This is a genomic window from Streptomyces vulcanius, assembly GCF_042653945.1.
Taxonomy (GTDB): domain Bacteria; phylum Actinomycetota; class Actinomycetes; order Streptomycetales; family Streptomycetaceae; genus Streptomyces; species Streptomyces mangrovi.
On sequence record NZ_JBHSFK010000034.1, the window covers coordinates 14,684 to 38,015 of the forward strand.

The 23,332-nt window shown below is 71.6% G+C and carries 21 protein-coding genes; 12 read left to right on the top strand and 9 right to left on the bottom strand.

Annotation, left to right across the window (positions count from 1 at the left end):
* Nucleotides 1-73 precede the first annotated feature (73 nt).
* From ACFPIH_RS39090 to ACFPIH_RS39110, 5 genes are all read left to right on the top strand, one after another.
* Entirely contained in the window at nt 74-670 is a 597-nt protein-coding gene (locus tag ACFPIH_RS39090) for a GTP-binding protein (RefSeq protein ID WP_381180114.1), read from the top strand.
* A gap of 366 nt (nt 671-1,036) precedes the next feature.
* Nucleotides 1,037-2,836 carry an FAD/NAD(P)-binding protein gene (locus ACFPIH_RS39095; protein ID WP_381180117.1) on the top strand — a complete coding sequence of 600 codons (1,800 nt, stop codon included), beginning with the start codon at nt 1,037-1,039 and terminating at the stop codon, nt 2,834-2,836.
* A 123-nt stretch (nt 2,837-2,959) separates the two neighbouring features.
* On the top strand, nt 2,960-3,883 hold the full coding sequence (locus ACFPIH_RS39100) for an LLM class oxidoreductase (RefSeq protein WP_381180120.1): 924 nt from the start codon (nt 2,960-2,962) through the stop codon (nt 3,881-3,883).
* Nucleotides 3,884-4,355: 472 nt separating this feature from the next.
* Nucleotides 4,356-5,258, top strand: coding sequence for a S1 family peptidase (locus ACFPIH_RS39105; RefSeq protein WP_381180123.1), 903 nt, complete (start codon nt 4,356-4,358; stop codon nt 5,256-5,258).
* A 289-nt stretch (nt 5,259-5,547) separates the two neighbouring features.
* The gene (locus tag ACFPIH_RS39110; protein ID WP_381180125.1) at nt 5,548-7,353 is read left to right on the top strand and encodes a serine/threonine-protein kinase; all 1,806 of its coding nucleotides are present in this window, start codon (nt 5,548-5,550) and stop codon (nt 7,351-7,353) included.
* 218 nt (nt 7,354-7,571) lie between these two features.
* Here ACFPIH_RS39110 and ACFPIH_RS39115 read toward each other — a convergent pair whose 3' ends face one another.
* Nucleotides 7,572-8,612: a DUF3533 domain-containing protein gene (locus ACFPIH_RS39115; protein ID WP_381180128.1), complete on the bottom strand. Its 1,041-nt coding sequence runs from the start codon at nt 8,610-8,612 to the stop codon at nt 7,572-7,574.
* A 582-nt stretch (nt 8,613-9,194) separates the two neighbouring features.
* On the opposite strand from ACFPIH_RS39115, the gene ACFPIH_RS39120 reads away from it, so the two are divergent.
* From ACFPIH_RS39120 to ACFPIH_RS39130, 3 genes are all read left to right on the top strand, one after another.
* Nucleotides 9,195-12,641: a DNA polymerase III subunit alpha gene (locus ACFPIH_RS39120; RefSeq protein ID WP_381180131.1), complete on the top strand. Its 3,447-nt coding sequence runs from the start codon at nt 9,195-9,197 to the stop codon at nt 12,639-12,641.
* A complete protein-coding gene (locus tag ACFPIH_RS39125; protein ID WP_381180134.1) occupies nt 12,638-13,618 on the top strand; it encodes a DNA polymerase Y family protein in 981 nt (326 codons plus the stop codon). Before ACFPIH_RS39120 ends, ACFPIH_RS39125 begins: the two co-directional genes overlap by 4 nt.
* A gap of 768 nt (nt 13,619-14,386) precedes the next feature.
* On the top strand, nt 14,387-15,799 hold the full coding sequence (locus ACFPIH_RS39130; RefSeq protein WP_381180136.1) for a DEAD/DEAH box helicase: 1,413 nt from the start codon (nt 14,387-14,389) through the stop codon (nt 15,797-15,799).
* 28 nt (nt 15,800-15,827) lie between these two features.
* Here ACFPIH_RS39130 and ACFPIH_RS39135 read toward each other — a convergent pair whose 3' ends face one another.
* From ACFPIH_RS39135 to ACFPIH_RS39145, 3 genes are read right to left on the bottom strand one after another with little or no spacing between them, the layout of a single operon-like run.
* Nucleotides 15,828-16,082 carry a hypothetical protein gene (locus ACFPIH_RS39135; RefSeq protein ID WP_381180138.1) on the bottom strand — a complete coding sequence of 85 codons (255 nt, stop codon included), beginning with the start codon at nt 16,080-16,082 and terminating at the stop codon, nt 15,828-15,830.
* Between the two features lie 7 nt (nt 16,083-16,089).
* A complete protein-coding gene (locus tag ACFPIH_RS39140; RefSeq protein WP_381180141.1) occupies nt 16,090-16,596 on the bottom strand; it encodes an SRPBCC family protein in 507 nt (168 codons plus the stop codon).
* 3 nt (nt 16,597-16,599) lie between these two features.
* On the bottom strand, nt 16,600-16,941 hold the full coding sequence (locus ACFPIH_RS39145; RefSeq protein ID WP_381180142.1) for an ArsR/SmtB family transcription factor: 342 nt from the start codon (nt 16,939-16,941) through the stop codon (nt 16,600-16,602).
* 189 nt (nt 16,942-17,130) lie between these two features.
* On the opposite strand from ACFPIH_RS39145, the gene ACFPIH_RS39150 reads away from it, so the two are divergent.
* Together ACFPIH_RS39150 and ACFPIH_RS39155 are read left to right on the top strand one after the other, a co-directional pair.
* Nucleotides 17,131-17,367, top strand: a complete 237-nt coding sequence (locus ACFPIH_RS39150) for a hypothetical protein (RefSeq protein WP_381180144.1) — start codon at nt 17,131-17,133, stop codon at nt 17,365-17,367.
* Between the two features lie 218 nt (nt 17,368-17,585).
* Entirely contained in the window at nt 17,586-18,461 is an 876-nt protein-coding gene (locus ACFPIH_RS39155; RefSeq protein WP_381180147.1) for an esterase/lipase family protein, read from the top strand.
* Nucleotides 18,462-18,625: 164 nt separating this feature from the next.
* Here the strand turns inward: ACFPIH_RS39155 and ACFPIH_RS39160 are convergent, their stop codons facing one another.
* Nucleotides 18,626-18,760 (bottom strand): hypothetical protein, encoded by a 135-nt coding sequence (locus tag ACFPIH_RS39160; protein WP_381180150.1) that lies wholly within the window; start codon nt 18,758-18,760, stop codon nt 18,626-18,628.
* A 140-nt stretch (nt 18,761-18,900) separates the two neighbouring features.
* Between ACFPIH_RS39160 and ACFPIH_RS39165 the strand changes: the two genes are divergently transcribed.
* Nucleotides 18,901-19,527 (top strand): class I SAM-dependent methyltransferase, encoded by a 627-nt coding sequence (locus tag ACFPIH_RS39165; RefSeq protein WP_381180153.1) that lies wholly within the window; start codon nt 18,901-18,903, stop codon nt 19,525-19,527.
* Nucleotides 19,528-19,535: 8 nt separating this feature from the next.
* On the opposite strand, the gene ACFPIH_RS39170 is transcribed toward ACFPIH_RS39165, so the two are convergent.
* Both ACFPIH_RS39170 and ACFPIH_RS39175 read right to left on the bottom strand, forming a co-directional pair.
* Complete coding sequence (locus ACFPIH_RS39170) at nt 19,536-20,048, bottom strand: ribonuclease FAU-1 family protein (RefSeq protein WP_381180156.1); 513 nt, start codon at nt 20,046-20,048, stop codon at nt 19,536-19,538.
* Nucleotides 20,029-20,958 (bottom strand): GNAT family N-acetyltransferase, encoded by a 930-nt coding sequence (locus ACFPIH_RS39175; RefSeq protein WP_381180159.1) that lies wholly within the window; start codon nt 20,956-20,958, stop codon nt 20,029-20,031. The genes ACFPIH_RS39170 and ACFPIH_RS39175 overlap by 20 nt, the downstream gene beginning before the upstream one ends.
* A 98-nt stretch (nt 20,959-21,056) precedes the next feature.
* Between ACFPIH_RS39175 and ACFPIH_RS39180 the strand changes: the two genes are divergently transcribed.
* Nucleotides 21,057-21,425, top strand: a complete 369-nt coding sequence (locus tag ACFPIH_RS39180) for a GntR family transcriptional regulator (RefSeq protein ID WP_381180161.1) — start codon at nt 21,057-21,059, stop codon at nt 21,423-21,425.
* Nucleotides 21,426-21,445: 20 nt separating this feature from the next.
* On the opposite strand, the gene ACFPIH_RS39185 is transcribed toward ACFPIH_RS39180, so the two are convergent.
* Together ACFPIH_RS39185 and ACFPIH_RS39190 are read right to left on the bottom strand one after the other, a co-directional pair.
* Nucleotides 21,446-22,219, bottom strand: a complete 774-nt coding sequence (locus tag ACFPIH_RS39185) for a DUF72 domain-containing protein (protein WP_381180164.1) — start codon at nt 22,217-22,219, stop codon at nt 21,446-21,448.
* A 16-nt stretch (nt 22,220-22,235) separates the two neighbouring features.
* A complete protein-coding gene (locus tag ACFPIH_RS39190) occupies nt 22,236-23,330 on the bottom strand; it encodes a DUF5925 domain-containing protein (RefSeq protein WP_381180167.1) in 1,095 nt (364 codons plus the stop codon).
* Between the last annotated feature and the right edge of the window lie 2 nt (nt 23,331-23,332).

Genomic DNA, 23,332 nt, shown 5'->3' on the forward strand with positions numbered 1-23,332 from the left:
GGCCGTTCGGTGTCATCGGCGGCCGGGCAACCCGTGGAGCTGCCGCTCCGCATGCTCGAAAGGATCAGGGATCATGGCCGGGCGCTCTGACAGGACCGTGCCGCTCGCCGTGAAGATCGTGGTGAGCGGAGGACTCGGGGTCGGCAAGTCGACCTTCATCGGGGCCGTCTCCGAGATCGAGCCCCTCGACACGGAGGCGGCGATCACCCAGGTGTCCGTGGGGGTCGACTCGCTGGAGGGCGTCGAGTCCAAGACGACGACCACCGTGGCCCTCGACTTCGGGCGGATCAGCCTCGATCCGACCATCGCGCTGTATCTGTTCGGCACGCCCGGGCAGCACCGGTTCTCGTTCCTCTGGGACGACCTGGTGGAGGGCGCCCTCGGGACGGTCGTCCTCGTGGACACCCGGCGGATGGAGGAGTGCTTTCCCGCGGTCGACTACTTCGAGGCGCAGCAGGCGCCGTTCGTTCTCGCCGTCAACCGGTTCGACGGGGCGGAGCGGCTCGAACTGGAGGCGGTTCGGGAGGTGTTGGGGCTGCGTGCGGAGGTGCCGGTGCTGGAGTGCGACGCACGGGAGCGGGGCTCGGTGCGGGATGTTCTCGGCGCCCTGATGGACCGGGTCATCGGGTTCCGGGACGTGCCCGGACGGCGGGCGGCCGTGGTGCGTTGAGCTGAGGGGAGGGGGTGTGAAGGCAGAGGGAGAGAAGTCGAGAGGTGCCCGTCCGGCCTGGCCGGGGCGCGCAGGGGGTCAGCTCAACAGGAAGAGGACCACACTCGACCGAAGTCGATGTGGGAGCGCTTGACCAGCCACTGCTGCGAATACATGGCCTAAGTGGAACAGGTCCCCGGTTGACCGTCAACCGAGATGAGACGTACGGCTCACCATCCGGACAGCCTTGACAGCCGGGGGAAACGCCCGCGTACTCTCGCTCCACGGCCCTGCTGAGGGGCTCGGCCGTAGCGCTTTCCGTATGTCCGGTATGTCCGTGTGAAGGCATCCACCCGTGTTCGACACTTCGTGTCACGGAGCCTTCGCATGTCATCCGACACCCTCGTCCAAGCCCCCGCCGCCCCGTCGATGAGACAGTCACTCGTGATCGTCGGAGGCGGTCCGCGGGCCACCGGTCTGATCGAGCGCATCGCCGCCAACGCGCCGGAACTGTATGCCGGTTCGGGCCTCGACATCCATCTCGTCGACCCGCATCCGCCGGGCGCCGGACGGATCTGGCGGGCCGCCCAGTCGCCGCTGCTGTGGATGAACTCGCACGCCGAGGACGTCACCATGTTCACCGACGAGACGGTGCGGATGGACGGACCGGTGCGGCCCGGACCCACCCTGCACGAGTGGGCCGGTGTCGACGGACGGCTCTTCGCCGACCGGCAGCTCCAGGGCGGATACCTGCGCTGGGTGCACGAGCGGGCCGTCGCCGCGCTGCCCGATGAGATCAGGGTCCACCACCATCCGCGGCGCGCGCTGCGGGTGAGCGGGCCCCGCGAGGGGCGTCAGCAGGTGTGGCTGGAAGGCCGGCCCCGGCCGCTCCTCGCCGACCTCGTCGTCCTCGCCCTTGGTCACCTCGACGCCGAACTCGACGACCAACAGCGCGAGTTGGCGGCGTACGCGGACGAGCACGGGCTCGTCCATCTGCCGCCCGACTTCACTGCCGACAGCGATCTGTCCGCCCTGCGGCCGGGGGAGCCCGTCCTCGTACGGGGCTTCGGGCTCGCCTTCGTCGATCTGATGGTCCTGCTGACCGAGGGGCGCGGTGGACGGTACGACGGCGACACCTACCTTCCCTCGGGGCAGGAGCCGGTGCTGTACGTCGGATCGCGGCGCGGAGTGCCGTACCACTCCAAGATCGGCTACGACTGGACGGGGGAGCGACCGCCGCTGCCCCGGTTCCTCGGGCTCGCCGAGATCGACGAACTGCTGGCCCGTTCCGATGGGTTCGACTTCCGACGGGACGTCTGGCCGCTGGTGGAGAAGGAGTTGGGGTTCGCCCACTACCACCGGCTGTTCACCGCACACCCCGAGCGGACGGCGATGGCCTGGGCGGACTTCGAGGAGAAGTACGCGGCCGTGTCGGGGACGGTCGAACGGGAGGCCCTGGTGTCGTCCGCCGTGCCCGATCCGGGCGACCGGCTCGACCTCGCCACCCTCGACCGTCCGCTGGACGGGGTGCGGTACGCCTCGCACGAGGAGTTCCAGGACGGGCTGCGGCGCTATGTCGAGGACGATCTGAGCCGAGGTCATGACGCCTCCCACAGCCCCGACCTGGCGGTGTTCCTCGGACTGCTCTCCGTATACGGGCAGTTGGTGCGGCTCGGGGACATCGGCTCCTGGTGGCACGGGTTCTTCAGCTATCTCGCCTCCGGCCCGCCCGGGCCCCGGCTGCGGCAGTTGCTCGCACTGTCCCGGGCCGGGGTGGTGAGGTTCGTCGGCGCCGACATGGCCGTGGCGGCCGAGGACGGGGTGTTCCGGGCGTCCAGTCCGACCGTGCCGGGGTTCTCGGTCGAGGCACGGGCGCTGGTGGAGGCTCGGCTGCCCGAACCGACCCTGCGGCGCGCGCTCGACCCGCTGCTGCGCGAACTGCACGCCGAGGGCGCCGGTGAGACGGCGGACGGGCTGCTGCGGGTGGACCGGGCCGACGGGCGGGTCCTGGACCGGGCCGGGCGTCCGCACCCACGGCGCTTCGCGCTCGGGCCGCACACCGACGCCCGTACCCCGGGCGCCTTCACCCGTCCGCGCACCGGCGGCCCGGCGTTCCGGCAGAACGACGCCACCGCGCGGGCCGCCCTGGTGTTCCTGCGGGACCTCGGCGCCGACGCCGTCGGGTAGACCGTCGCGCGGTCCAGGGTCAGCCGACTCAAGGTCCGCTGAATCAAGGTTCGTTGGGTCAAGGTCTGGTGGGTCGAGGCCCGGTGGGCCGACGTCCGGTGGGCCGGGAAGGGATTCTCCGACATGACTTCCTCACGTGGCCGGGGGCTGCTGCACCTCGCCGCCGCCCTCGACCAGCCCGGGGTGTACGACGCCGGCCCGTACGTCGAGCAGGCGCGGCTGGCCGAACGCGGCGGGCTGGACTTCGTGACGCTGGGCGACACGGGTGCGGGTGCGGATACCGACGTGGGCGCGAGTACGGGTGCGGGCACCTTTACCGGGCCCGGGCCGGATGCCGCGGCCGTACTCGCCCGGGTCGCCCCCGCCACCCACCGCGTCGGCCTGGTTCCCACCCTCACCGATGCCCGCCAGGTCCGGACGGCCGTCACGGCCCTCGACCGGGTCAGCCGGGGGCGGGCGGGATGGCGGACCCACGCCCTCGCGGGGGCGTGGGCGGGGGAGGCCGTGGACGACACGGGCCGTTCCATATATGTGGCCGACGCGACCGGGGGAGCCGCCCGTCTCGCCGCCGCCCGGCACGCCGACGTGGCCCTCGTGCGCGCGGTGAGCGCCGATCAGGCCCGTGCCGTACGGCGGGAACTGCGGGCCGAGGCGGTCGGGTCCGGGCGGGAACCGGAGTCGCTGCGGGTTCTGGTGAGCCTTCTCGTCGACCTCGGCGACGGCGAGTACGCGGCCGAGCCGGGCCACGGCGGGGGCGGCCCGCGGCAGAGCGTACGGGGCCCGCTCTACCGGGGCGGTCCCGTCGACCTGGCCGAGCTGATCGCCGCCTGGCACCAGGACGGCACCGCCGACGGCTTCCACCTCGTCCCCGTCGAACCCCGCCGCGATCTGGAACGCCTGGTCAACGGCACCGTCGCACTGCTCCAGCACCGTGGCCTGTTCCGTACCTTCTATCCGGGCAGCACGCTCCGCGAACACCTGGGCCTGGCCCGGCCCACGCACAGCACGGTCCGCGCGGAACAGACCGACCCCGTAGGAAAGGGCTGACCATCGAGTGGTCGGAGGGCGATCCGGACGGTCGTCTTCCGGCCACGGCGTGCGCAGGCGCCGGTTGGGCTTCCCGCACGCGGGCGTATCCGGCGCGGAGGGACGCGCGACGGTCGGCCCCCTCCGCGCCGTTCTGCCTCCGTACACCTTCGCCGACCATTTCCTTGGTCCTTTCCCGCCGCCCGGGAACGCCCTGCCCGCAGTGCTCGAGGCAGAGCGGCGCAACCTGCTCCGAACTGCGAGGACAGCGTTCGGCAGGGGGTCGAAGCGGGGTCAACTCACACAGTTCGTTCATGGGTTGGAGGCCGAAAGGCGCCCTTGCGGCGACCGGTCGTCCGCCCGAATACTCCCCCTCAGCGCTTGTCAGGGTCACGGCGTGTCCGGAATCCGGGCGAACGTCGGTCCTGGCTGCGCCTCACGGGCCCCGACCCCACTCGACGGGCCCCCGAATTCCCCTGGGAGGGAACGAAACGTGAGGATCAAGCGCACCACCCCCACGCACGGTACTTCGAGACGGACCCGGCTGATCGCAGTCGCCACCGGACTCATGGCCGCCGCCGCTGTCGCGATCCCCAACGCGAACGCGGCCGACACCACCACCTTCAGCACGGCCCAGCTGAAGAGCGCGGGCAACTCCGTGCTCCAGGCCGACGTCGCGGGCACCGCCTGGGCCGTCGACAGCAAGAGCGGACGCCTTGTCGTCACCGTCGACAGCACGGTGTCCGACACGGAGATCGCGGAGATCAAGGAAGCCGCGGGCAGCAACGCCGGCGCGCTGACGATCAAGCACACGCCCGGCAAGTTCAACAAGCTGATCGCCGGCGGCGACGCCATCTACGGCGGCGGCTACCGCTGTTCGCTGGGCTTCAACGTCGTCAGCGGCAGTACCTACTACTTCCTCACCGCCGGCCACTGCGGTGAGGTCGCGTCGACCTGGTACTCCAACTCCGGGCAGACGACCACGCTGGGCACGAACGTCAGCTACAGCTTCCCGACCAACGACTACGCGCTGGTCCGGTACACCAACACGTCGGTCACCAAGTCCGGCACCGCGGGCAACACGGACATCACCAGCGCGGGCACGCCCAGCGTCGGCACCACGGTCTACCGTGACGGCTCGACCACCGGCATCCACAGCGGCCGGGTCACCGCCCTGAACGCGACCGTCAACTACGGCAGCGGCGATGTCGTCTACGGCATGATCCAGACCACCGTCTGCGCCGAGGGCGGTGACTCCGGCGGCGCGCTGTACTCGACCAGCGGCGTCGCCTACGGTCTGACCTCCGGCGGCAGCGGCAACTGCACCTCCGGCGGCACGACGTTCTTCCAGCCGGTGGTCGAGGCCCTGAACGCGTACGGGGTCAGCGTCTTCTAGTCCGCCGCCCGCCCCGTGGTCAACCGGCGGCCCGAGTGCACCGGGCCGCCGCCGACCGGGCCGTGCGCAGGGTGCCCCCGCACGCGAACCGCCGTGCGGGGGCACCCTCTTGTCCGGTGGAGCTGTTGAGGTTCCTGGAGAGGGCTCAGCGGCATCTGCCGCCGGCGGCGCGGCCGAGTCAGGAGTGGAACGTCGTCACAGCCGTCGCACCCCGAACTAACCTTTAGGCTTTGGCCATTGGCTGACTCCTTGGATCAGAGGATCCGGGGATCAAGGGGGACGGGGGCCGATGAGCAACGCGACCGAGGAGTTTCCACCGCTTCAGGCGGACGATCCGCCCGTGGTGGCCGGCTACCGGCTCGCCGCCAGGCTGGGTGCGGGGGGCATGGGCCGGGTCTATCTGTCGCACACGCAGGGCGGCCGACCGGTGGCGATCAAGGTGGTACGGCCGGAGCTGGCCGACAATCCGGACTTCCGGCGCCGGTTCCGGCGGGAGATAACGGCGGCCCGGCGGGTCCGGGGCGCCTACACCGCCGAACTGATCGACGCCGACGCGGACGGCGTACCGCCCTGGCTCGCCACCCTGTACGTGCCCGGGCCCTCGCTGGCCGAGGCCGTCGCCCGGCGCGGACCGCTGCCGGCGGTGCTGTGGCTGATGGCGGGGGTGGCCGAGGCGCTGGAGGCCATCCATGACGCGGGAATCGTCCACCGGGACCTGAAGCCGTCGAACGTCCTGCTGGCCGCCGACGGGCCGCGCGTGATCGACTTCGGTATCTCGCTGGCCTCCGACGTCACCTCGCACACCGCCACGGGTGCCGCCGTCGGCACGCCCCAGTTCATGGCGCCCGAGCAGGCGTCCGCGGGTGAGGTCACGGCGGCGACCGACATCTTCGCGCTCGGCCAGACGGCGGCGTTCGCGGCGCTGGGCGAGCCGCTGTACGGGTACGGCCCCTCGGCGAGCGTGCTGTACCGGATCGTGCACTCGCAACCCGACCTGTCCCTCCTGCCCGAGCAGCTCCGCCCGCTGATCGGCCGCTGCCTGGCCGCCGATCCGGCGGAGCGGGTCACCCCGGCGGAGGTCGTCGAGTGGTGCCGGCAACGGCTGGGCGGGGACGCCGACGCGGGCGGGGGACCGGCCGTCTGGCGGGAGATCGCCGGCCCGGAGGTGACGGTTCCGCCCCCGGTCCCCGACCCCACCCCGGTGGGCACGCTGCCTTTGGCCGGCGGGCCGTGGCCGACGGGGGCGGCGGGGGCGGACGGGCCCGTGGGGCAGGCGGGGTCGGCGGGATTGGCGGGGCCGATGGGGTCGGCGGGGCTGCCAGGGTTTGCAGGGCCGGCAGGGTTGGCAGGGCCGATGGGGCCGGTGGCATCGGCGGGGGCGACACGCTCGGCGGGGTCGGCATGGCCTCACGGGCCGCTGTTGGTCACGCGGCCGCAGTTGGAGGGGCCCGAGGAGCGGCGGGCCCGTCGCAGGCGTACCGCGTTGATGGTGGGCGGGGCCGTGCTGGCCGGTGTGCTGCTGCTGACGGGCTTGGTGTGGGTGGGGACGTACGCGACGGACCGGCTCCGCGAGCGGGTCGAGGCGGGCGGCTCCGACCGGTCGTCCTCGTCGTCCTCGTCGTCCTCGTCGTCCTCCGGGCCCGGGGCGGCGGGCGGTGGCCGCACATCGAAGACGTCGAGCAGCCCTTCCCCGACCGGGTCCCCGACACCGCGACTCGTGGGGTACCCCCTCCAGATGCTCACCGAGAAGAACTCGTTGGACATCACGGCGCCGGTCGATCGCAAGGACCGCAAAGGGGACGTCCGCTTCGTCTGCGGCAAGTACACGTGCAGGCTGGAGAGCGACACCAGCGTGATCGCCCCGGTGTACGGCGAGCCGGGGGGCGGCCTCCCGTCGTGCCGTGCGGCCATCAAGGTCTCCGGCGATCGCGAACTCTCGATGGCGGCGGTGGCGGCCGGAAGCGAGATCTGCATCGAGCACCCTTCCGGGGACATCGCGCTGTTCGTGATCGACGCGGAGTCGACCGCGCTGCCGGAGAGCGGAAGCAGCTTCCTGGAGGGGGACCTGTCGGTCTGGAGGATGGACGGGGCGTAGCACCGACGGACGTTGTCAGCCGTCAGGCACTGCCGGTGGGGAGCTTCTTGCGTGCCGGGCTCGCCGGGTTGCCTTCGGCTGACGGCACCGGCGCCGGCGCTGTCAGTCGTCGGGCGCCGCTGGTGGGGAGCTGCTTGCGTGCCGGGCCCGTAGGGCCGCCGTCGGCAGGGGCGACCGCCCCCTTGGCCCCACGTCCGTCCGTGCCGGCGCCGGTGCCGTCAGCCGGCAGGCATCGCCGGTGGGGAGCTGCTCGCGCGCCGCTCCCGCAGGGCCGCCGCCAGCACGGTGACCGCCGTCCCCGCGAGCGCCCACGCCGAGAGGATCAGCAGGGACGCGGTCATGTCGTTGCCCTTGAAGTAGGCGATCGAGCGGGCCGACCAGGTGCCCGCGCCCGGCGGCAGGGCCGGGCCGATGTCCCGCCAGAACGGCGGCAGCAGCGGGGGCGGCAGGGCGCCGCCCGCGCTGGGGTTGCCCAGGATCACCACGAGCAGGATGACCAGCCCGATGCCGGCCATCCCGAAGACGCCCTGGAAGGCGAGTGTCGCCGCGCCCACCGCGAAGACGATCAGCGCGCCGAGCCCCCAGAGCGCGGCGAAGCTGCCCGGCAGGGCGCCCAGGACGGGCCCGACGATGAGCGCCCCGCCGAGTCCGCAGACGATCCCGACGACCGCCATGGCGACCAGCCGGATGACCGCGCGCCTGGGGTTCGAGTGCCCGGCGCCCGAGCTGATCGTCATGATCGACGCGCACAGATAGCCGCCCACGCACCAGCCGACGGTCAGATAGAACGACGACAGCCCGTTGGCGTCCTGGGTGTCGGCGGGAGCCACGTCGACGCTCCGTACCGTGCGGCCCTGGTTCTTCTCCAGGGTGGCGGTGAGCGCCTGAAGGGTGGTGGCCAGGACCCGTCCGCCGCCCGTGGCGACCAGCAGGGTGTCGGTGGTGCCGGCGGGATCGACGAGCAGGGCGGCGTCGATTCTCCGGTCCAGGATCTGCTTCCGGGCCGCCGCAGCGTCGGCCACCGCGCGCGGGTCCAGCGGATCGCCGGGCAGCGCCTCCAGCCGGGCCACCGCCTCCTGGGCGACGTCCGCCCGGGGCGCGACCACCCCGAAGGGCACGTCCTTGGGCTTCGGGTCGTGCAGCGCACCCACGTAGGAGGCGATGAACAGCAGGCTGAGCACGACCACGCCGAAGACCAGCAGCGTGGCCCGCGGTGTGACGGCGTCCTTCACCTCGTCGAGAAAGGTGCTCTGTGTCATGTCCCCACAGTCCGGGTGGACGGACGTTTCCGCAGGTGGAGAGGCCCCGAACGGCTATCGCGCACATGTTCGAGATAAAGGGGAGGGGTGATTCCCGGGTGCCCCCATCTGCCGGCCTGCGTACATGCGCACCTGCCCGCGCCACGAACGTGGCTGCCGCTGGCACCCCGCCACCGTGGCTGCGCCGGCCCTATCCGTTTGCTTCTCGCCCGCGAGCGGGGCGGACGGCTCTGGCGCCTTGCCGATGCGTGTACTGCCTGTGCGTCGGTGACGGTACAGGCTGCTGCCCTGATTCCGGACACCCTCCTGCGCGTTGCCGTGGCGCCGCCGAAAAGCGTCTGGCGCCGTCGAATGACGGCCGACATGGCGGGTGGCGCAGGGGGTGTTTCTCCCAACTGATCTGCCCGGTGGGCGAGGTGACGGGCTGATGTCTTTTCGGTCACTGCTCACCTCGCCAAAGAATCGCTGATGTGTTCGAATCGAGTCGCTGACCGGGGCTGATGAGGTTAGAGTAATCGAACGCGAGTACGATGAACATATCGGGTATATAGCCGAAAAGGGGTGGAGTGATGGAGGTGCGGCATGGCGGGCTTCGCCCATCTGCACGTCGCGTCCGGTTACTCCGTCCGCTACGGCGCCGCCCACCCCGAACACCTGGTCCGGCGGGCGGCCGAGCGGGGCGTGGCGGCGCTCGCGCTCACCGACCGGGACACGGTCACCGGAGCCGTCCGGTTCGCGCGGGCGTGCGCCGGAGCCGGGGTCCGGCCGGTCTTCGGGGTCGACCTCGCGGTGGAGGCCCTTGCGCCCCCGCCGCCCGCCCGGCGGCGCCGCACTCCGGCGCGCGGTGGGGCGTACGTCGTTGAGCCGCCCCTGCGGTTCGTGCTGCTCGCACAGAACCGGGCGGGATGGGCGCGGCTGTGCCACATCACGTCGGCCGCCCATGCCGGGGCTGTATCAGGTACGGCACCGGTGGTGCCGTGGGAGGCGCTGCGCGAGTACGGCGGCCCCGGCCTGACCGTCCTGCTCGGACCGCTCTCGGAGCCGGTACGGGCCCTGGCGGCCGGCCGGGAGGACGTGGCGGTGAAGCTGCTGGCGCCGTGGCGGGAGATCTTCGGTAGGGGAGTCAGGCTGGAAGCCGTTGCGCAGAAACGTTTCAGCGTCGAGCCCGGGTCGCTTCGGCTGGCCGCCCGCACCCTGGCGCTGGCCGACCGCACCCACACCACCGCCGTGCTCTCCAACGCCGTCCGCTACGCCGATCCCGAACAGCACCGGCTCGCCGACGTCCTGGACGCGGCGCGGCTGCTGCGGCCGATCGACCGGCGTCGCCTGGACAGCGGGCAGCGCTGGCTCAAGGACGAGAGGGGAATGGCGAACGTGGCGCGGATGGTCGCCGAATGCGCCGGAGCGGATGTCCGACGGGCCCGCCGTCTGATGGCGGACACCGCCGCCACGGCGGCCCAGTGCACCATCGACCCCAAAGCGGACCTCGGGCTGGGCACCCCGCACTTCCCGGAACCGTCGCTCTTCGGCGCCGAGCCGGGAAGAACCTCGGAACTGCTGCGCAGACACTGCGAGGCCGGCCTGGCCCGACGCGGCCTCGACCGCGACCGTGCGGCACTCGACCGGCTGGACCAGGAACTCGACGTGATCTCCCGGCTGGACTACGACTCGTACTTCCTCGCCGTCGGCCAGGTCGTCGCCGACATCCGGGCCAAGGGCATCCGGGTCGCGGCCCGCGGCTCGGGCGCCGGTTCGATGGTCTGTCACGCGCTGGACATCGCCACGGCCAACCCCCTCGACCACCGTCTGCTGTTCGAACGCTTCCTCAGCGTGCGCCGGGCCTCGCTGCCCGACATCGACATCGACGTCGAATCCGCCCGCCGCCTGGAGTGCTACGACACGATCTTCGAACGCTTCGGCAAGGAACGCGTGGCGGTCACCGCGATGCCCGAGACCTACCGGGCCCGCCGCGCCCTGCGCGACACCGGCCTCGCCCTCGGCATCGCACCCGAGGACATCGACCGGATCGCCAAGAGTTTCCCGCACCTGCGCGCCTCCGACATCACCAGTGCCCTCGCCGAACTGCCGGAACTACGGCAACTGGCCGCCGAGGCGCACCGGTACGGACCGTTGTGGGAGCTGGCCGAAGGTCTCGACTCCCTGGTCCACGGCATGGCCATGCACCCCTGCGGCGTGGTCATCAGCGACGCGACCCTCCTGGACCGGCTGCCGGTACAGCCCACCCCCCAGGGCGACTACCCCATGGCCATGGCGGCGAAGGAGGAGATCGAGGAACTGGGCAACATCAAACTCGACGTCCTGGGCGTGCGCATGCAGTCCGCGATGGCCCACGCCGTCACCGAGATCGAACGGACCACCGGCAACCGCATCGACCTGGACGACCCGAGGCAGGTACCGCTCGACGACGTCTTCGCGTTCAAGCTCATCCAGGAGAGCCAGACCCTGGGCCTGTTCCAGCTGGAGTCGCCCGGCCAGCAGGACCTGCTGTCCCGGTTGCAGCCGCGCGATCCGCAGGACGTCATCGCCGACATCAGTCTCTTCCGGCCCGGTCCGGTCGCCGGGGGCATGCCCGAGCGGTACATCGCCGCCCGCCACGGCGGCACACCGGGGTACGCCCATCCGGACCTGGAGCCCGTGCTCGCCGACACCTACGGGGTGACCATCTGGCACGAGCAGATCATCGAGACGCTCTCGGTGATGACCGGCTGCGACTACGCGCTGGCCGAGATCGCCCGAAGGGCACTCGGCGACAGGAACCGGCTGCCCAGGATCAAGGACTGGTTCGACCGACAGGCACGCGCGCGGGGCTACGGCGCGGCCGTGCGGGACGAGGTCTGGAAGACCGTCGAGGCCTTCGGCGCCTACGGCTTCTGCCGGGCCCACGCGGTCGCCTTCGCCGTACCCGCCCTGCAGAGCGCCTGGCTCAAGGCGCACTATCCGGCGTTCCTGCTGGCCGGCCTTCTCGAACACGACCCCGGGATGTGGCCCAAGCGCGTACTGGTCTCCGACGCCCGCCGGCGTGGCGTGCCGCTCCTGTCCGTCGACGTCAACCGCTCCAGGGTGAAGCACACCGTGGAGAAGGCCGACGGGGACCAGTGGGGGGTGCGGCTCGCGCTGGCCGGGGTGCACGGCATCAGCGAGGAGGAGTGCGCGCGGATCGAGGCGGGGCAGCCGTACGGATCGCTGTCGGACTTCTGGCAGCGGGCCCGTCCCAGCAGGCCGGTCGCCGAACGTCTGGCGGAGATCGGTGCGCTGAACTGTCTTCACGACGGCCGGCTCACCCGACGTGATCTGCTGCTCCAGATCGCCGAGTTGCATCGGCAGTCCCGCAACCGGACCGCGGGCACAGGTCAACTACCCATCGATGCGGGTGCTGTCGGCGGGGCGGAGCCGAGCGGTCTGCCGGAGATGACCGGGCGCGAGGCCCTGAGCGCCGAGCTGAGCACCCTCGGCATCGACGTCTCCAGGCATCTGATGGAGCACCACCACCGGCTGCTGCGGGAGATCGGCGCGACCGACGCGGCCCATCTGGCCGGCCTGCGCGCCGGGCAGCAGGTGCTGGTCGCGGGGGTACGGGCCTCCACCCAGACCCCGCCGATCGCCAGCGGCAAGCGCATCATCTTCGTCACCCTGGAGGACGGTTCAGGGCTGGTCGACCTGGCCTTCTTCGAGGACTCCCACCCGACGTGCGCGCACACCGTCTTCCACAGCGGGCTGCTGCTGGTGCGCGGCACGGTCCAGGTGCGCGGCACCCGCCGCACCGTCGTCGGGACCATGGCCTGGGACCTGGACGAGATCGCCGCCGCCCGCCGCGACCACGGCCCCGAGGCCGCGCTCGCCCTCCTCGGCACCGACCGCCCGTCCCCGACCCCCGCCCAGCCGCAGCGCACCCTGGCCAACGGCACCACCGGCGCCCGCCTGCACCCGTACGCCGACCTCCAGCCCGCCGGCAGCCGCTCGGCCGACCTGAAGAAGTTCGGCCATCGCAGTCCGGGAAGCGCGGGATGACCACACGTCAGCGGCACATCGCTCACCTCCATCTGCACGCCGGACTGAGTGGGGCCCAGTACGACGACGTAATCGAACTGATGTCCGGCATTACGCCTCACGTCCAGGCTGTCCCGCCCAACGCCGTCCAGCTCGACCTGACCTCGGCGCTCCGATACTTCGACCTGTCTCCCTACGATGTCGTTCAGTTGGCGAAGCTCCGTCTGAAGGCTCTCTACGGCATCGACAGCAGCGCCGGGCTCGCGAACAACCGCATGCTGGCCGCCATGGCGGCCGACGTGTCCGCGCCGGGTGACACCACCTGGATCCGCGACGGGCAGGCCGCCACGTGGCTGTACCCCCGCCCGGTCACCGCGCTGCCGGGGATCGGCCGCGCCACAGCGGAAACGCTCAACAGATACGGACTGCACACCGTCGGCCAGATCGCCGACATCCCCGCGGCGACCCTGCAGCGACTTCTCGGAGCCGGCTCGGCCCGGCTGCTGGCCGAGCGTGCCCGCGGGCACGACCCCCGCCCTGTCACCCCGGCGGAACCGGCAGCACACCTGGTCGCCGACCTTGTGCTGGAGCGGGACTGTCTGGACCCGGCGTGGCACCATCGAGCAGTGCTGGGACTTGCCGACCGAATCGGCCAACGCCTACGCGGCGAACGTCAGATCGCCGGCCGGCTCGCCCTCACGGTGCGGTACGCCGACCGCAGCTCCACCGCGCGTACGCGCACGCTGCCGGAACCGACCGACCACTCACCCGCCCTTGCTGCAGCCGCCCTGGAGCTGTTGACCGCCCTCGGGCTGCAGCGAGCAAGAGTCCGCGCCTTCACGATCCGCGCCGACAGCCTGCTGCCGGCCCACAATGCCCACCGGCAGCTCTCTCTGGATCCCGGCGACGCCCGTGCCCGTGCAGCCGAAGCCGCCGCAGACCGCGCCCGCCGACGCTTCGGTCCGGAGACCGTACGTCCAGCCACTCTGGCGGACTGACCGCTTTTGCCGAGAACCACTGGTTCCTGGCGAAGGCGGTCATGTGGGGCATGGCTGCGGCTCCCGTCGTTGGGTGATGGCGACATCGTCCGGAAGGGCGTCACGGGAACGCGATACGGCTTCCGCCTCACGGAAGCTTCGACTAAAAAGGCCTGTTCAGAGGGCTGATCTGAATAAGCCTCGGTGCTCGACCTCAGTGGAGGGTGCCGCCGCAGCGTCGATGATTTGCAACGAATGACTGGTCTAGCCTCTTTGTGGCAACTTCCCGGCCGTGTGCGGCTGGTTCAGCGGCAGAATTTGCATAGTTGCAGATCAGGGATGGTCGTTGTCGCGAGGGGAGGGAGGCGGGGTCGAATCCGGGTCGAATGTGCCTTCCTTTGGCCCCGCCGGTGGATTGTTGCAGGTCGGCAGCATGATCAGACGTCATGCAGCCGGGTTGCGTAAGCGGCTGCCGCAGTCGAGGGGTGGTCACCGGCAGGTTCTTGGTCTGCATGGTCCGCGTCTGGTGCGGATCTTGGTGGGCGGGGCCGCTTTCGCGGGCAGAGACCTTGCGGTTCAGCGCGTCGACACGGTCGGCACAGGCGGGTCCAGCTGTCGTTCCGAGGCTGAGCGGCGCGGCCATGGGAGGCTCGGGCGGGCGGTGTGCTCCGTGCTAGCGTGGAGCGTTTGCAGCGTCGCTGTGTCGGTGCCCGGTGCGGGGTCCCTGGCCGGTGGCCCGCGTCCCCGCCGCGCCTTCCTCGGTACGGTCCCTTTGGAGGAAGGCTTTCTATGAGCGAATCAGCACGTGTCGATGCCCAGCAGCAGGACGAGGTGTCGGGCGCCACCGCGGCTCTGCCTCCAGCGGCGTCCTTTGCGGAGCTGGGGCTGCCGGCCGAGATCCTGCGGGTGCTTGCCGAGCACGGTGTGACGGTGCCCTTCCCCATCCAGGCGGCGGCACTGCCCAACGCGCTCGCGGGACGGGACGTCCTGGGCCGGGGCCGCACCGGATCCGGCAAGACGCTCGCCTTCGGCCTGGGGATGCTCGCCCGGACGGCCGGGCGGCGCGCGCAGCCCAAGGAGCCGCTGGCGCTCGTTCTGGTGCCCACCAGGGAGCTGGCGCAGCAGGTCGGTGAGGTGCTCACCCCGTACGCCGAGGCGCTGCGGCTGCGGCTCGCGACCGTGGTGGGCGGCGTGTCCATCGGACGGCAGGCCGCCGTGCTGCGGGACGGCGCCGAGATCGTCGTCGCCACGCCCGGCCGACTGCACGACCTCATCGACCGTAAGGGCTGCCGGCTGGGACGGGTGCGCATCACGGTCCTGGACGAGGCCGACCAGATGTGTGACATGGGGTTCCTGCCGCAGGTCACCGAGATACTGGACCAGGTGCGTCCCGACGGGCAGCGCATGCTGTTCTCCGCCACCCTGGACCGCGATGTCGACCAGTTGGTGCAGGACTACTTGCGCGACCCCGCTGTCCAATCCGTGGACCCCTCGTCCAGCGCGGTCTCCACGATCGAGCACCACGTCTTCGTCGTGCACGGCCCCGACCTGTACGCCGTGACCACGGAGATCGCCGCCCGGGACGGCCGCGTCCTGCTGTTTCGGGACACCAAGCACGGCGTCGACCAGCTCACGCGGCATCTGCGGGCCAGCGGCGTGGCGGCCGCCGCTCTGCACAGCGGGAAGTCCCAGCCGCAGCGCACCCGGACCCTGGCCCAGTTCAAGAGCGGGCAGGTCACCGCGCTGGTGGCGACGAACGTCGCCGCGCGCGGCCTGCACGTCGACGACCTCGACCTCGTGGTCAATGTCGACCCGGCCACCGACCCGAAGGACTATCTGCACCGCGCGGGCCGAACGGCCCGGGCCGGCCGCTCCGGCACCGTCGTGACGCTCGTCCTGTCGGGACAGCGCCGCGAGACGAGCCAGGTCATGGCCGACGCCGACGTCGCTCCCAAGGTCACCAAAGTGCGGTCCGGCGAGGTGGAGCTGAGCCGGATCACCGGCGCCAAGGCACCCTCCGGACAGCCTCTCGACCGCGGGCCGGCCGCACCGCGCCCCAAGAACCACAACGCCCCGTTCCGTGGCCTGGGCAGCGCCAAGGACGCGAGGGGCGGCTCTGGTGGCAGGCCGTCCCGTAAGAGCAGCGAGGCCCGTACGCTCGCGGAGGCCCGCGAGGCGGCCCGGGTGCGGCGCGGCGGCTGAGCTGACGTCGGCAGGCCGAGGGCGGCCGTCACTTTGTCGGCGTAAGGTGCGAGGTCGTCGAGTTTCCGCTGGAGCTGCCGACGAAGACCGGCGTGTGGAACGGCGCCTCCTCCGGCCACGCCTGCTCGCCGAGGTCGAACATGCGCTTGCCCATCACGCTCGCGCCGGTGCGCTCGAACGTCTCCCGCGCGATGTCGTTGTCGCGCCCTTCCTCGCCGCCCTCGCCGAGCTTCAGGTTCTCCCGGAAGAGCCGCTGCGGGAATATCCACTGCTGCAGCTCCATCAGGCCATCAGTCCTCAACTCCCTTCCGAACGATCTCGGTGACGTAGGCAGCCAGGTTGCTCAGGGTCTGCCGGCCGCCCTCGATCGCGTGGTACTTCTCGACCGCCTCGTCGCGCAGCTCCTTGGTGGGGAACACCGTGCGCATCTCGATCCGGGTCGCCGCGCCGTCCGGCGCGAACGTGAGGACCGACTCGAAGGCGTTCGGGTCGTCGCGGGACTCACCGTGCAGCAGCGCGATCCGCTCCGGCGGGGCGATCTCGGTCCAGGAGATCCACTCCTGGTAGTCCGTCCCGTCCGGTCCGTGCATCACGAAGTCCCACGCCCCGCCGACGCGGAACTCGAACGCCCGCGTGGTGGTGGTGAACCCCTCCGGTCCCCACCATCGCGACAGGTGCCGGATCTCGGTGAACGCCTCGAACACCAGCTCCCGCGGGGCGTCGATGACCCGGGAGATCACGATCTCCCGGTCGGCCGTCGCCGGCTCCGCCCGCGGTTCTTGCCTTGCCCCTGCCATCGGTCATTCCTCCTGCCGTGTCTGCTTGAGGTCCTGCACGTACGCGTCCAGCCGGTCGAAGCTCTCGTTCCAGAACCGCTCGAACCCGCCGGTCCACTCGTGGACCCGCCGCAGCCCGCGGGCGTCAAGGCCGTACAGGCGCTGCTTGCCTGCCTTGCGGTCCCGCACCAGCCCGACCTCCCGGAGCACCCGCAGGTGTTTGGACGCCCCCGGCTGGGTCATCCCCAGTTCCTGGGCCAACTCGGTCACCGGCCGCTCACCCGCCCGCAGCAGCGCCAGGATCTCCCGGCGCTGCGGCTCGGCGATCGCGTTGAAGACATCCGACGTCGTCGCTGCTCGTGCCATGGGCGCCATCATATTCCGATATCGGTATGCGTCAAGCCGGAGGAATCAGGCTCGTCGCGAGCGCGTCCGTGTTCCCCAACGCCGAGAAGGCCCGGATGGCGGTCCGGCTGGCGGCCGCCGCCGGAGCGCCCGGCGTGGGCCGCGTGCTGGTGTCCACCGACGCCTTCGGGATCTCCGCAGGAGCCGGCCGTGGCCGGTGTCGCGCGGTCCCGCGACGACAGTGCCGCCGTGCGTGGCGGCCCGCCGTCGGATGCCCACGAGACCGTGGCCGGGGTCGTCGTGCCGTGCCGCCGGGTCCGTCCGCCGGGGCGTCCCGGGCGGTACGCGGTGTCGGCGACCCGGATCCGCGCCTCTCCCGTCTCGGGCATGGCGGAGACGCCGGCGGCGCAAGTGGTCAAGGGTGAGGCGAGCGTGTTGTGCGGCTAACTAGGGCGTAATGCACCCTATGGTCCGATCAGGCCTGCCTGGTGACAGGGCGTCAGGTTCCTCCGTGGTCGCCCGCTACCACTGAAAGTTTTTACTGACGCGTAACTTCACACTTCACTTACTCATTCGTAACTTGATGAGTGAACAGCATCCTGGTGATCCGGGTCACAGGGCGTAAGGCCATCGCACCTCCCCTTGAGCCGCAAGGAGATCACCCGATGCTGCCCTGGAAGCGCGTGCTCAGACCGCTCGCCGCACTGCTGCTGGCCGCCGCGGCCGCCACGGTCCCCGCCTCCACCGCCACCGCCGCCACCGACTCCGCCGCCACCTCACCGAGCAGCGGCTGGAACGACTACAGCTGCAAGCCCTCCGCCACCCACCCCCGCCCCGTCGTCCTGGTCCACGGCACCTTCGGGAACTCGATCGACAACTGGCTGGGCCTCGCTCCCTATCTCGAGGTCCGGGGCTACTGCGTCTACTCCCTCGACTACGGGCAACTGCCCGGAGTCCCCCTCTTCCACGGACTCGGCCCCATCGACAAGTCGGCCGAACAGCTCTCCACCTTCGTCGACAAGGTGCTCTCCGCGACCGGCGCCGCCAAGGCCGACGTCGTCGGACACTCGCAGGGCGGCCTGATGCCCCGCTACTACCTGCGCTTCCTCGGGGGCGCCGCCAAGGTGAACGCCCTCGTCGGCCTCGCCCCCGACAACCACGGCACCACCCTCAACGGCCTCACCAACCTGCTGCCGTACTTCCCCGGCGCCGAGGATCTCCTCTCCGCCGCCACCCCCGGCCTCGCCGACCAGATCGCAGGGTCCGCCTTCCTCACCAAGCTCAACGCGGGCGGCGACACCGTCCCGGGCGTCCACTACACCGTCATCGCCACCCGGTACGACGAGGTGGTCACGCCCTGGCGCAGCGCCTACCTCGGCGGATCCGACGTCGACAACGTCCTGTTGCAGGACCTGTGTCCGCTCGACCTCTCCGAGCACGTGGCGATCGGCCTGTTCGACCGGATCGCCTTCCACGAGGTGGCCAACGCGCTCGACCCGGGCCGTGCCACCCCCACCACCTGCGCGTCCGCCCTGGGCTGACAGCCGACGGCGGGGGTGCTCGCCGGGGCCTGTCCAGCCTGAGCCGCCGGTCAGGCCCCGGTACCGGAACCAAGAAACCGCGAAAACGCCAGCTGGGGGAGGCCCGAAGCGATCTTTAGGGTCGCCTTAAGGTACTGCTCAGACTGAGATCAGGTGGGCGGGGCTCAGCCGTCCGGCCACCAGGTGCGGGCGATGTCCTTCCGGATCTCGCGGCGGTCTTCGGGGCGGGCGTCCGCTTCTTCGCGGATCCGGCGGGAGTCCGTCTTCTTCAGGGGCTTCTGCACGGTTGTGCGGCGCATGACTGCCTCCTTCAGGGGCTGCCGGGATCCGCGATGTCACGGAGGTAGACCCTTTGGGGGAGAGTTCCTCATCGCCCCCGGATCTGTCAGTGGCGGCTGTCACGATTCGAGTGTCAGTGGCAGGTGTCACTCTTGGGCGCATGGCGAAGAAGAGTGACGACGTGACTGCGGCAAGTGTCGACTGGGATGCCGAGGCCGCCGGTTTCGACGAGGAGCCGGACCACGGGCTGCGTGATCCCGAGGTGCGCGCCGCCTGGGCCGGGCGGCTGCGCGACTGGCTGCCGGCACGCGCCGGCGACCTCCTCGACCTGGGCTGCGGCACCGGCAGCCTCTCGCTCCTCGCGGCCGAACAGGGACACCGCGTCACCGGGGTCGATCTGTCCCGGCCCATGCTCGACCTGGCCCGCGCCAAACTCGCCGGACGCGACGCGGTGTTCCTGCTGGGCGACGCCGCGGCGCCCCCGGTCGGCGAACAGCGCTTCGACACCGTGCTCGTACGGCATGTGCTGTGGGCCCTGCCCGATCCGGCCCGTGTTCTGCGGCACTGGCGGGATCTGCTGCGCCCGGGAGGGCGGCTGGTGCTGGTCGAGGGGGTGTGGGGGCCCGGGACGCCTGTCGGGATACCCGCGGACCGGCTCACCGCGCTGCTCGGCCCGCTCACGGGAGGCCCCACGGGAGACATACGCGTGGAGCGGTTGTCGGACGACGCGCGGCTGTGGGGCGGGGAGGTGGAGGACGAGCGGTACGCGGTGGTGGCCACGGTGTGAGGGGACTCCTATGCCAGCAGGGACTCCAGGCCGCCCTCGACGGACGCGAAGACCTCCAGCTCGTCGAGGGCGGTCGCCGCGGCGTCCGCGGCCGCCGGATCCCGCTCCGCCAGGCCGCTCTGCGCGAACTCGTCCTCGTCGAGCCGTCGTACGTCCGTGCCGTCGGCGGAGCGCCACAGGTCCAGGTCGAGGTCCTCGACGACCAGCTCGGTGCCGGAGAGCGTCGCCGGGCGGGTGACATCGCAGTACCAGCCCTTCAGCCCGCCCGTCGCGTCGCGGACCTCCTTCACCGCGTACCAGCGGTCCCGCCAGTAGTACTCGGTGAAGACGTCACCCGCCTCGAACCGTACGAAGCCGAAGTCGCGGACGCCGTCACCCGCCCAGGGGGCGCGTACGGCGATGCGCGTGCCGTCGTCCGACAGCAGCTCGGCCGGGTAACGGATCTTCGTACGGCCGCCCTTGACCAGGACGACGTCCACCACCCTTATCGATGCCGCCGGCTCAGCCGACCGTTCGGGCATAACGCACCTCCGTCGCATGGATCCGGTACCCGAACCACTTGTTGACCGCGAGCATCGGCCCGTTGTCCGAGTCGTTGCCCGTATACGCCCGCGTGTACCCCGCGGCACGGGCGCGATGCAGGGAGGCGTTCTTGACCAGCTTGGCCAGGCCCCGGCCGCGGAAGGCGCGGGCGGTGCCGGTCATACCGGTGCTGTAGCGGCCGGGGGCGTTGGTGTGCGCCACGCTGAACGCGACGGGGCGGCCGTCGGCCACCGCGACGGAGGTGAGCTCCAGGTCGAGGTGCGGGTGCCTCCAGTACTCCTCGACCCATGCCTCGTAGTCGGTGAACTCGGTGCCGATGTCACCCGGCTCGTCCGAGCCTGCCTCCGCGTCCAGGGTGAACAGCGGACGCGGATCGTCCGCGAAGTCGGCGGCCGTGCGCAGTTCGACGCCCGGCGGGGGGTCCTGGAGCGGCGGGAGCGTGGCGTGCGCCAGGTCCAGCACCAGGAAGTGCGCGGAGCGGCTGGCCCGGTAGCCGTGGCGTTCCGCGAACGTGCGGTTGGCGGGCTCGTCCAGGACCCAGGCGTACAGGTCCGTCGCGCCGTGCTCCGCCAGGTGCTCCTCGGCGGCCCGGACCAGCAGCGCGCCCGCGCCCCGGCCGGTGCGCGCGGGGTCGACGTACACGTTGAGGTAGCCCTGGCCGGGCTCCGGGCTCTCGTGCGCGAGGCCCGCCTGGACCGTGCCGACGATCTCGCCGTCCTCCTCGGCCACCAGCATCCGGAGATGGGCGTGCGGGTGGGACAGCGAGAGGGCGTGGCGTACGGACTCCGGGCTGAAGAACACATAGGGCAGGGCGCGGTGCCGGACCCCGATGAAGCCCTCGATGTCGGAGGGCGTGCCGGGGCGCAGCTCGCGCACGATGACGGTCATGTCAGCGCACGCTACGGGCCGGTGGCCGCCGTCTGCCTCTCATTTTCGAGCCGCCGGGTTTTCGAGCCGTCGAGCGCAGGGTGGGGGACAATCGGGCCGTGACCTTGAAGATCCACATCGATGACGGGGGCGCACCGTACGAGCAGGTACGGGCGCAGATCGCCGAGCAGGCACGGTCGGGAGTGCTGCCGGTCGGGTACCGGCTGCCCACCGTGCGCGGGCTCGCCGAGTCGCTCGGCCTGGCGGCGAACACGGTCGCCAAGGCGTACCGGGCGCTGGAGACGGACGGGGTGATCGAGACCCGGGGCCGCAACGGCACGTTCGTCGCGGCGGCGGGGTCGGCGGCGGAGCGGGAGGCCTCGGCCGCCGCGCAGGCCTACGCCGAGCGGGTGCGGCGGCTCGGCCTCACCGAGGAGCAGGCGTCGGCTGCGGTCCGGGACGCCCTGCGGGCGGCCTATGACGGGTGACCGCCTGCGGCCGGAGCTGATCAGCGGCGGGCCGCCAGGGCGCGTGGGGTTCGGGTCGGGTGCAGGCCCGCTCGTTCGGCCGTCCGGCCGAACAGGGCCGCGTCGCCGACCGCCGCGCCGCCCGCGTCGTTGTTGAAGTAGGCGTACACGTCGTCCCCGGGGCGCCAGGTCGTCGCGATGCGGTCGATCCACGTCGCCAGGGCGTGCTGGCCGTAGCGCGGCCAGGGACGGGCGAGGCCCTCGTGGAAGCGGACGTAACCCCACTCGGTGGTCCGCCAGAGCGGGGTGACCGGCCGGGAACGGGCGTCCGCCCAGCACAGGGCCGCGCCCCGGGCCTCCAGGACCCGGCGGACGGCCGGCGTCCACCACGACTCGTGCCGGGGCTCGACCGCGACCCTCGTACCGGCGGGGAAGCAGGACAGGCAGGTGTCCAGGAGTTCCGGGTCGGCGTGCAGGGTCGGCGGGAGCTGGAGGAGGACCGGGCCGAGGCGCGCACCCAGACCGGCCGCGTGGTCCATCAGACGGTGCACCGGCTCCTCCGGGTCGTGCAGCCGTTTGATGTGGGTGAGGTAGCGGCTCGCCTTGACCGTGACCACGAAGTCCGGCGGGACGCGCTCGGCCCAGGACGCGAAGTTCTCCCGGGACGGCAGCCGGTAGAACGCGTTGTTGATCTCGACGGTGGCGAACTGTCCGGCGTACTCCTCCAGCCACCGCCGCACGGGCACGTCAGCCGGGTACAGGACCTCCCGCCAGTCCTTGTACTGCCAGCCGGACGTGCCCACGTACAGGGTCATACCTCCATCAGAACACCTACAGGTAGAGCCCCGCCTCCGACCTGCCCCGCGGCTCCGGCAGCGAGGTCGGGGAGACGCCCCGGCGCAGCGCGTACAGCTCCGCCAGCGTCGCCCCCTCGCGGCCGACACCCTCTTCGGCGCCCAGCCAGTCCACCGCCTCCCGGCGGGTCAGCGGGCCCACCTCGATCCGGGCGAGACAGCGGCCCGGGCGGACGACGGCCGGGTGGAGGCGCTCCAGGTCCTCGTTGGTGGTGACGCCCACCAGGACGTTGCGGCCCTGGCCGAGCAGACCGTCGGTGAGGTTGAGCAGCCGGGACAGCGCCTGGCCCGCCGTGTGCTTGGCCTCGCCGCGGATCAGTTCGTCGCAGTCCTCCAGGAGCAGCAGCCGCCAGCGGCCCTTGCCGGTGGAGTCCTCCTCGCCGATCGCGATGTCCATCAGATAGCCGACGTCGGAGAAGAGCCGCTCCGGGTCCAGGACGCAGTCCACCTGGCACCAGTCCCGCCAGGAGCGGGCCAGGGTGCGCAGCGCCGAGGTCTTGCCGGTGCCGGGCGGGCCGTGCAGCAGGAGCAGGCGGCCGGCGATGTCGTCGGGGGTGGTCGCCATCAGGTGGTCCATCGCCTCGGCCACGGGCTCCGTGTAGTTGGCGCGGACGTCGTCCCACGTACCGGCGGAGATCTGCCGGGTGGTGCGGTGCGGGCCGCGCCGGGGGGAGACGTACCAGAAACCCATCGTCACGTTCTCCGGCTGGGGTTCGGGCTCGTCCGCCGCGCCGTCCGTCGCCTCGTCCAGCACCTTCGCGGCGAGTTCGGCGGTGGTCGCGGTGACCGTGACGTCGGCGCCGCGGTTCCAGCGGGAGACCAGCAGGGTCCAGCCGTCCCCCTCGGCGAGGGTCGCGCTGCGGTCCTCGTCGCGGGCGACGCGCAGCACGCGGGCCTGGGGTGGCAGCAGGGTCGCGCCGGAGCGCACGCGTTCGATGTTCGCCGCGTGCGAGTACGGCTGCTCGCCCGTCGCGAAGCGGCCGAGGAACAGCGCGTCGACGACGTCGGACGGGGAGTCGGAGTCGTCGACGTTGAGCCGGATCGGCAGTGCGTCCTGTGGCTGAACAGACATGC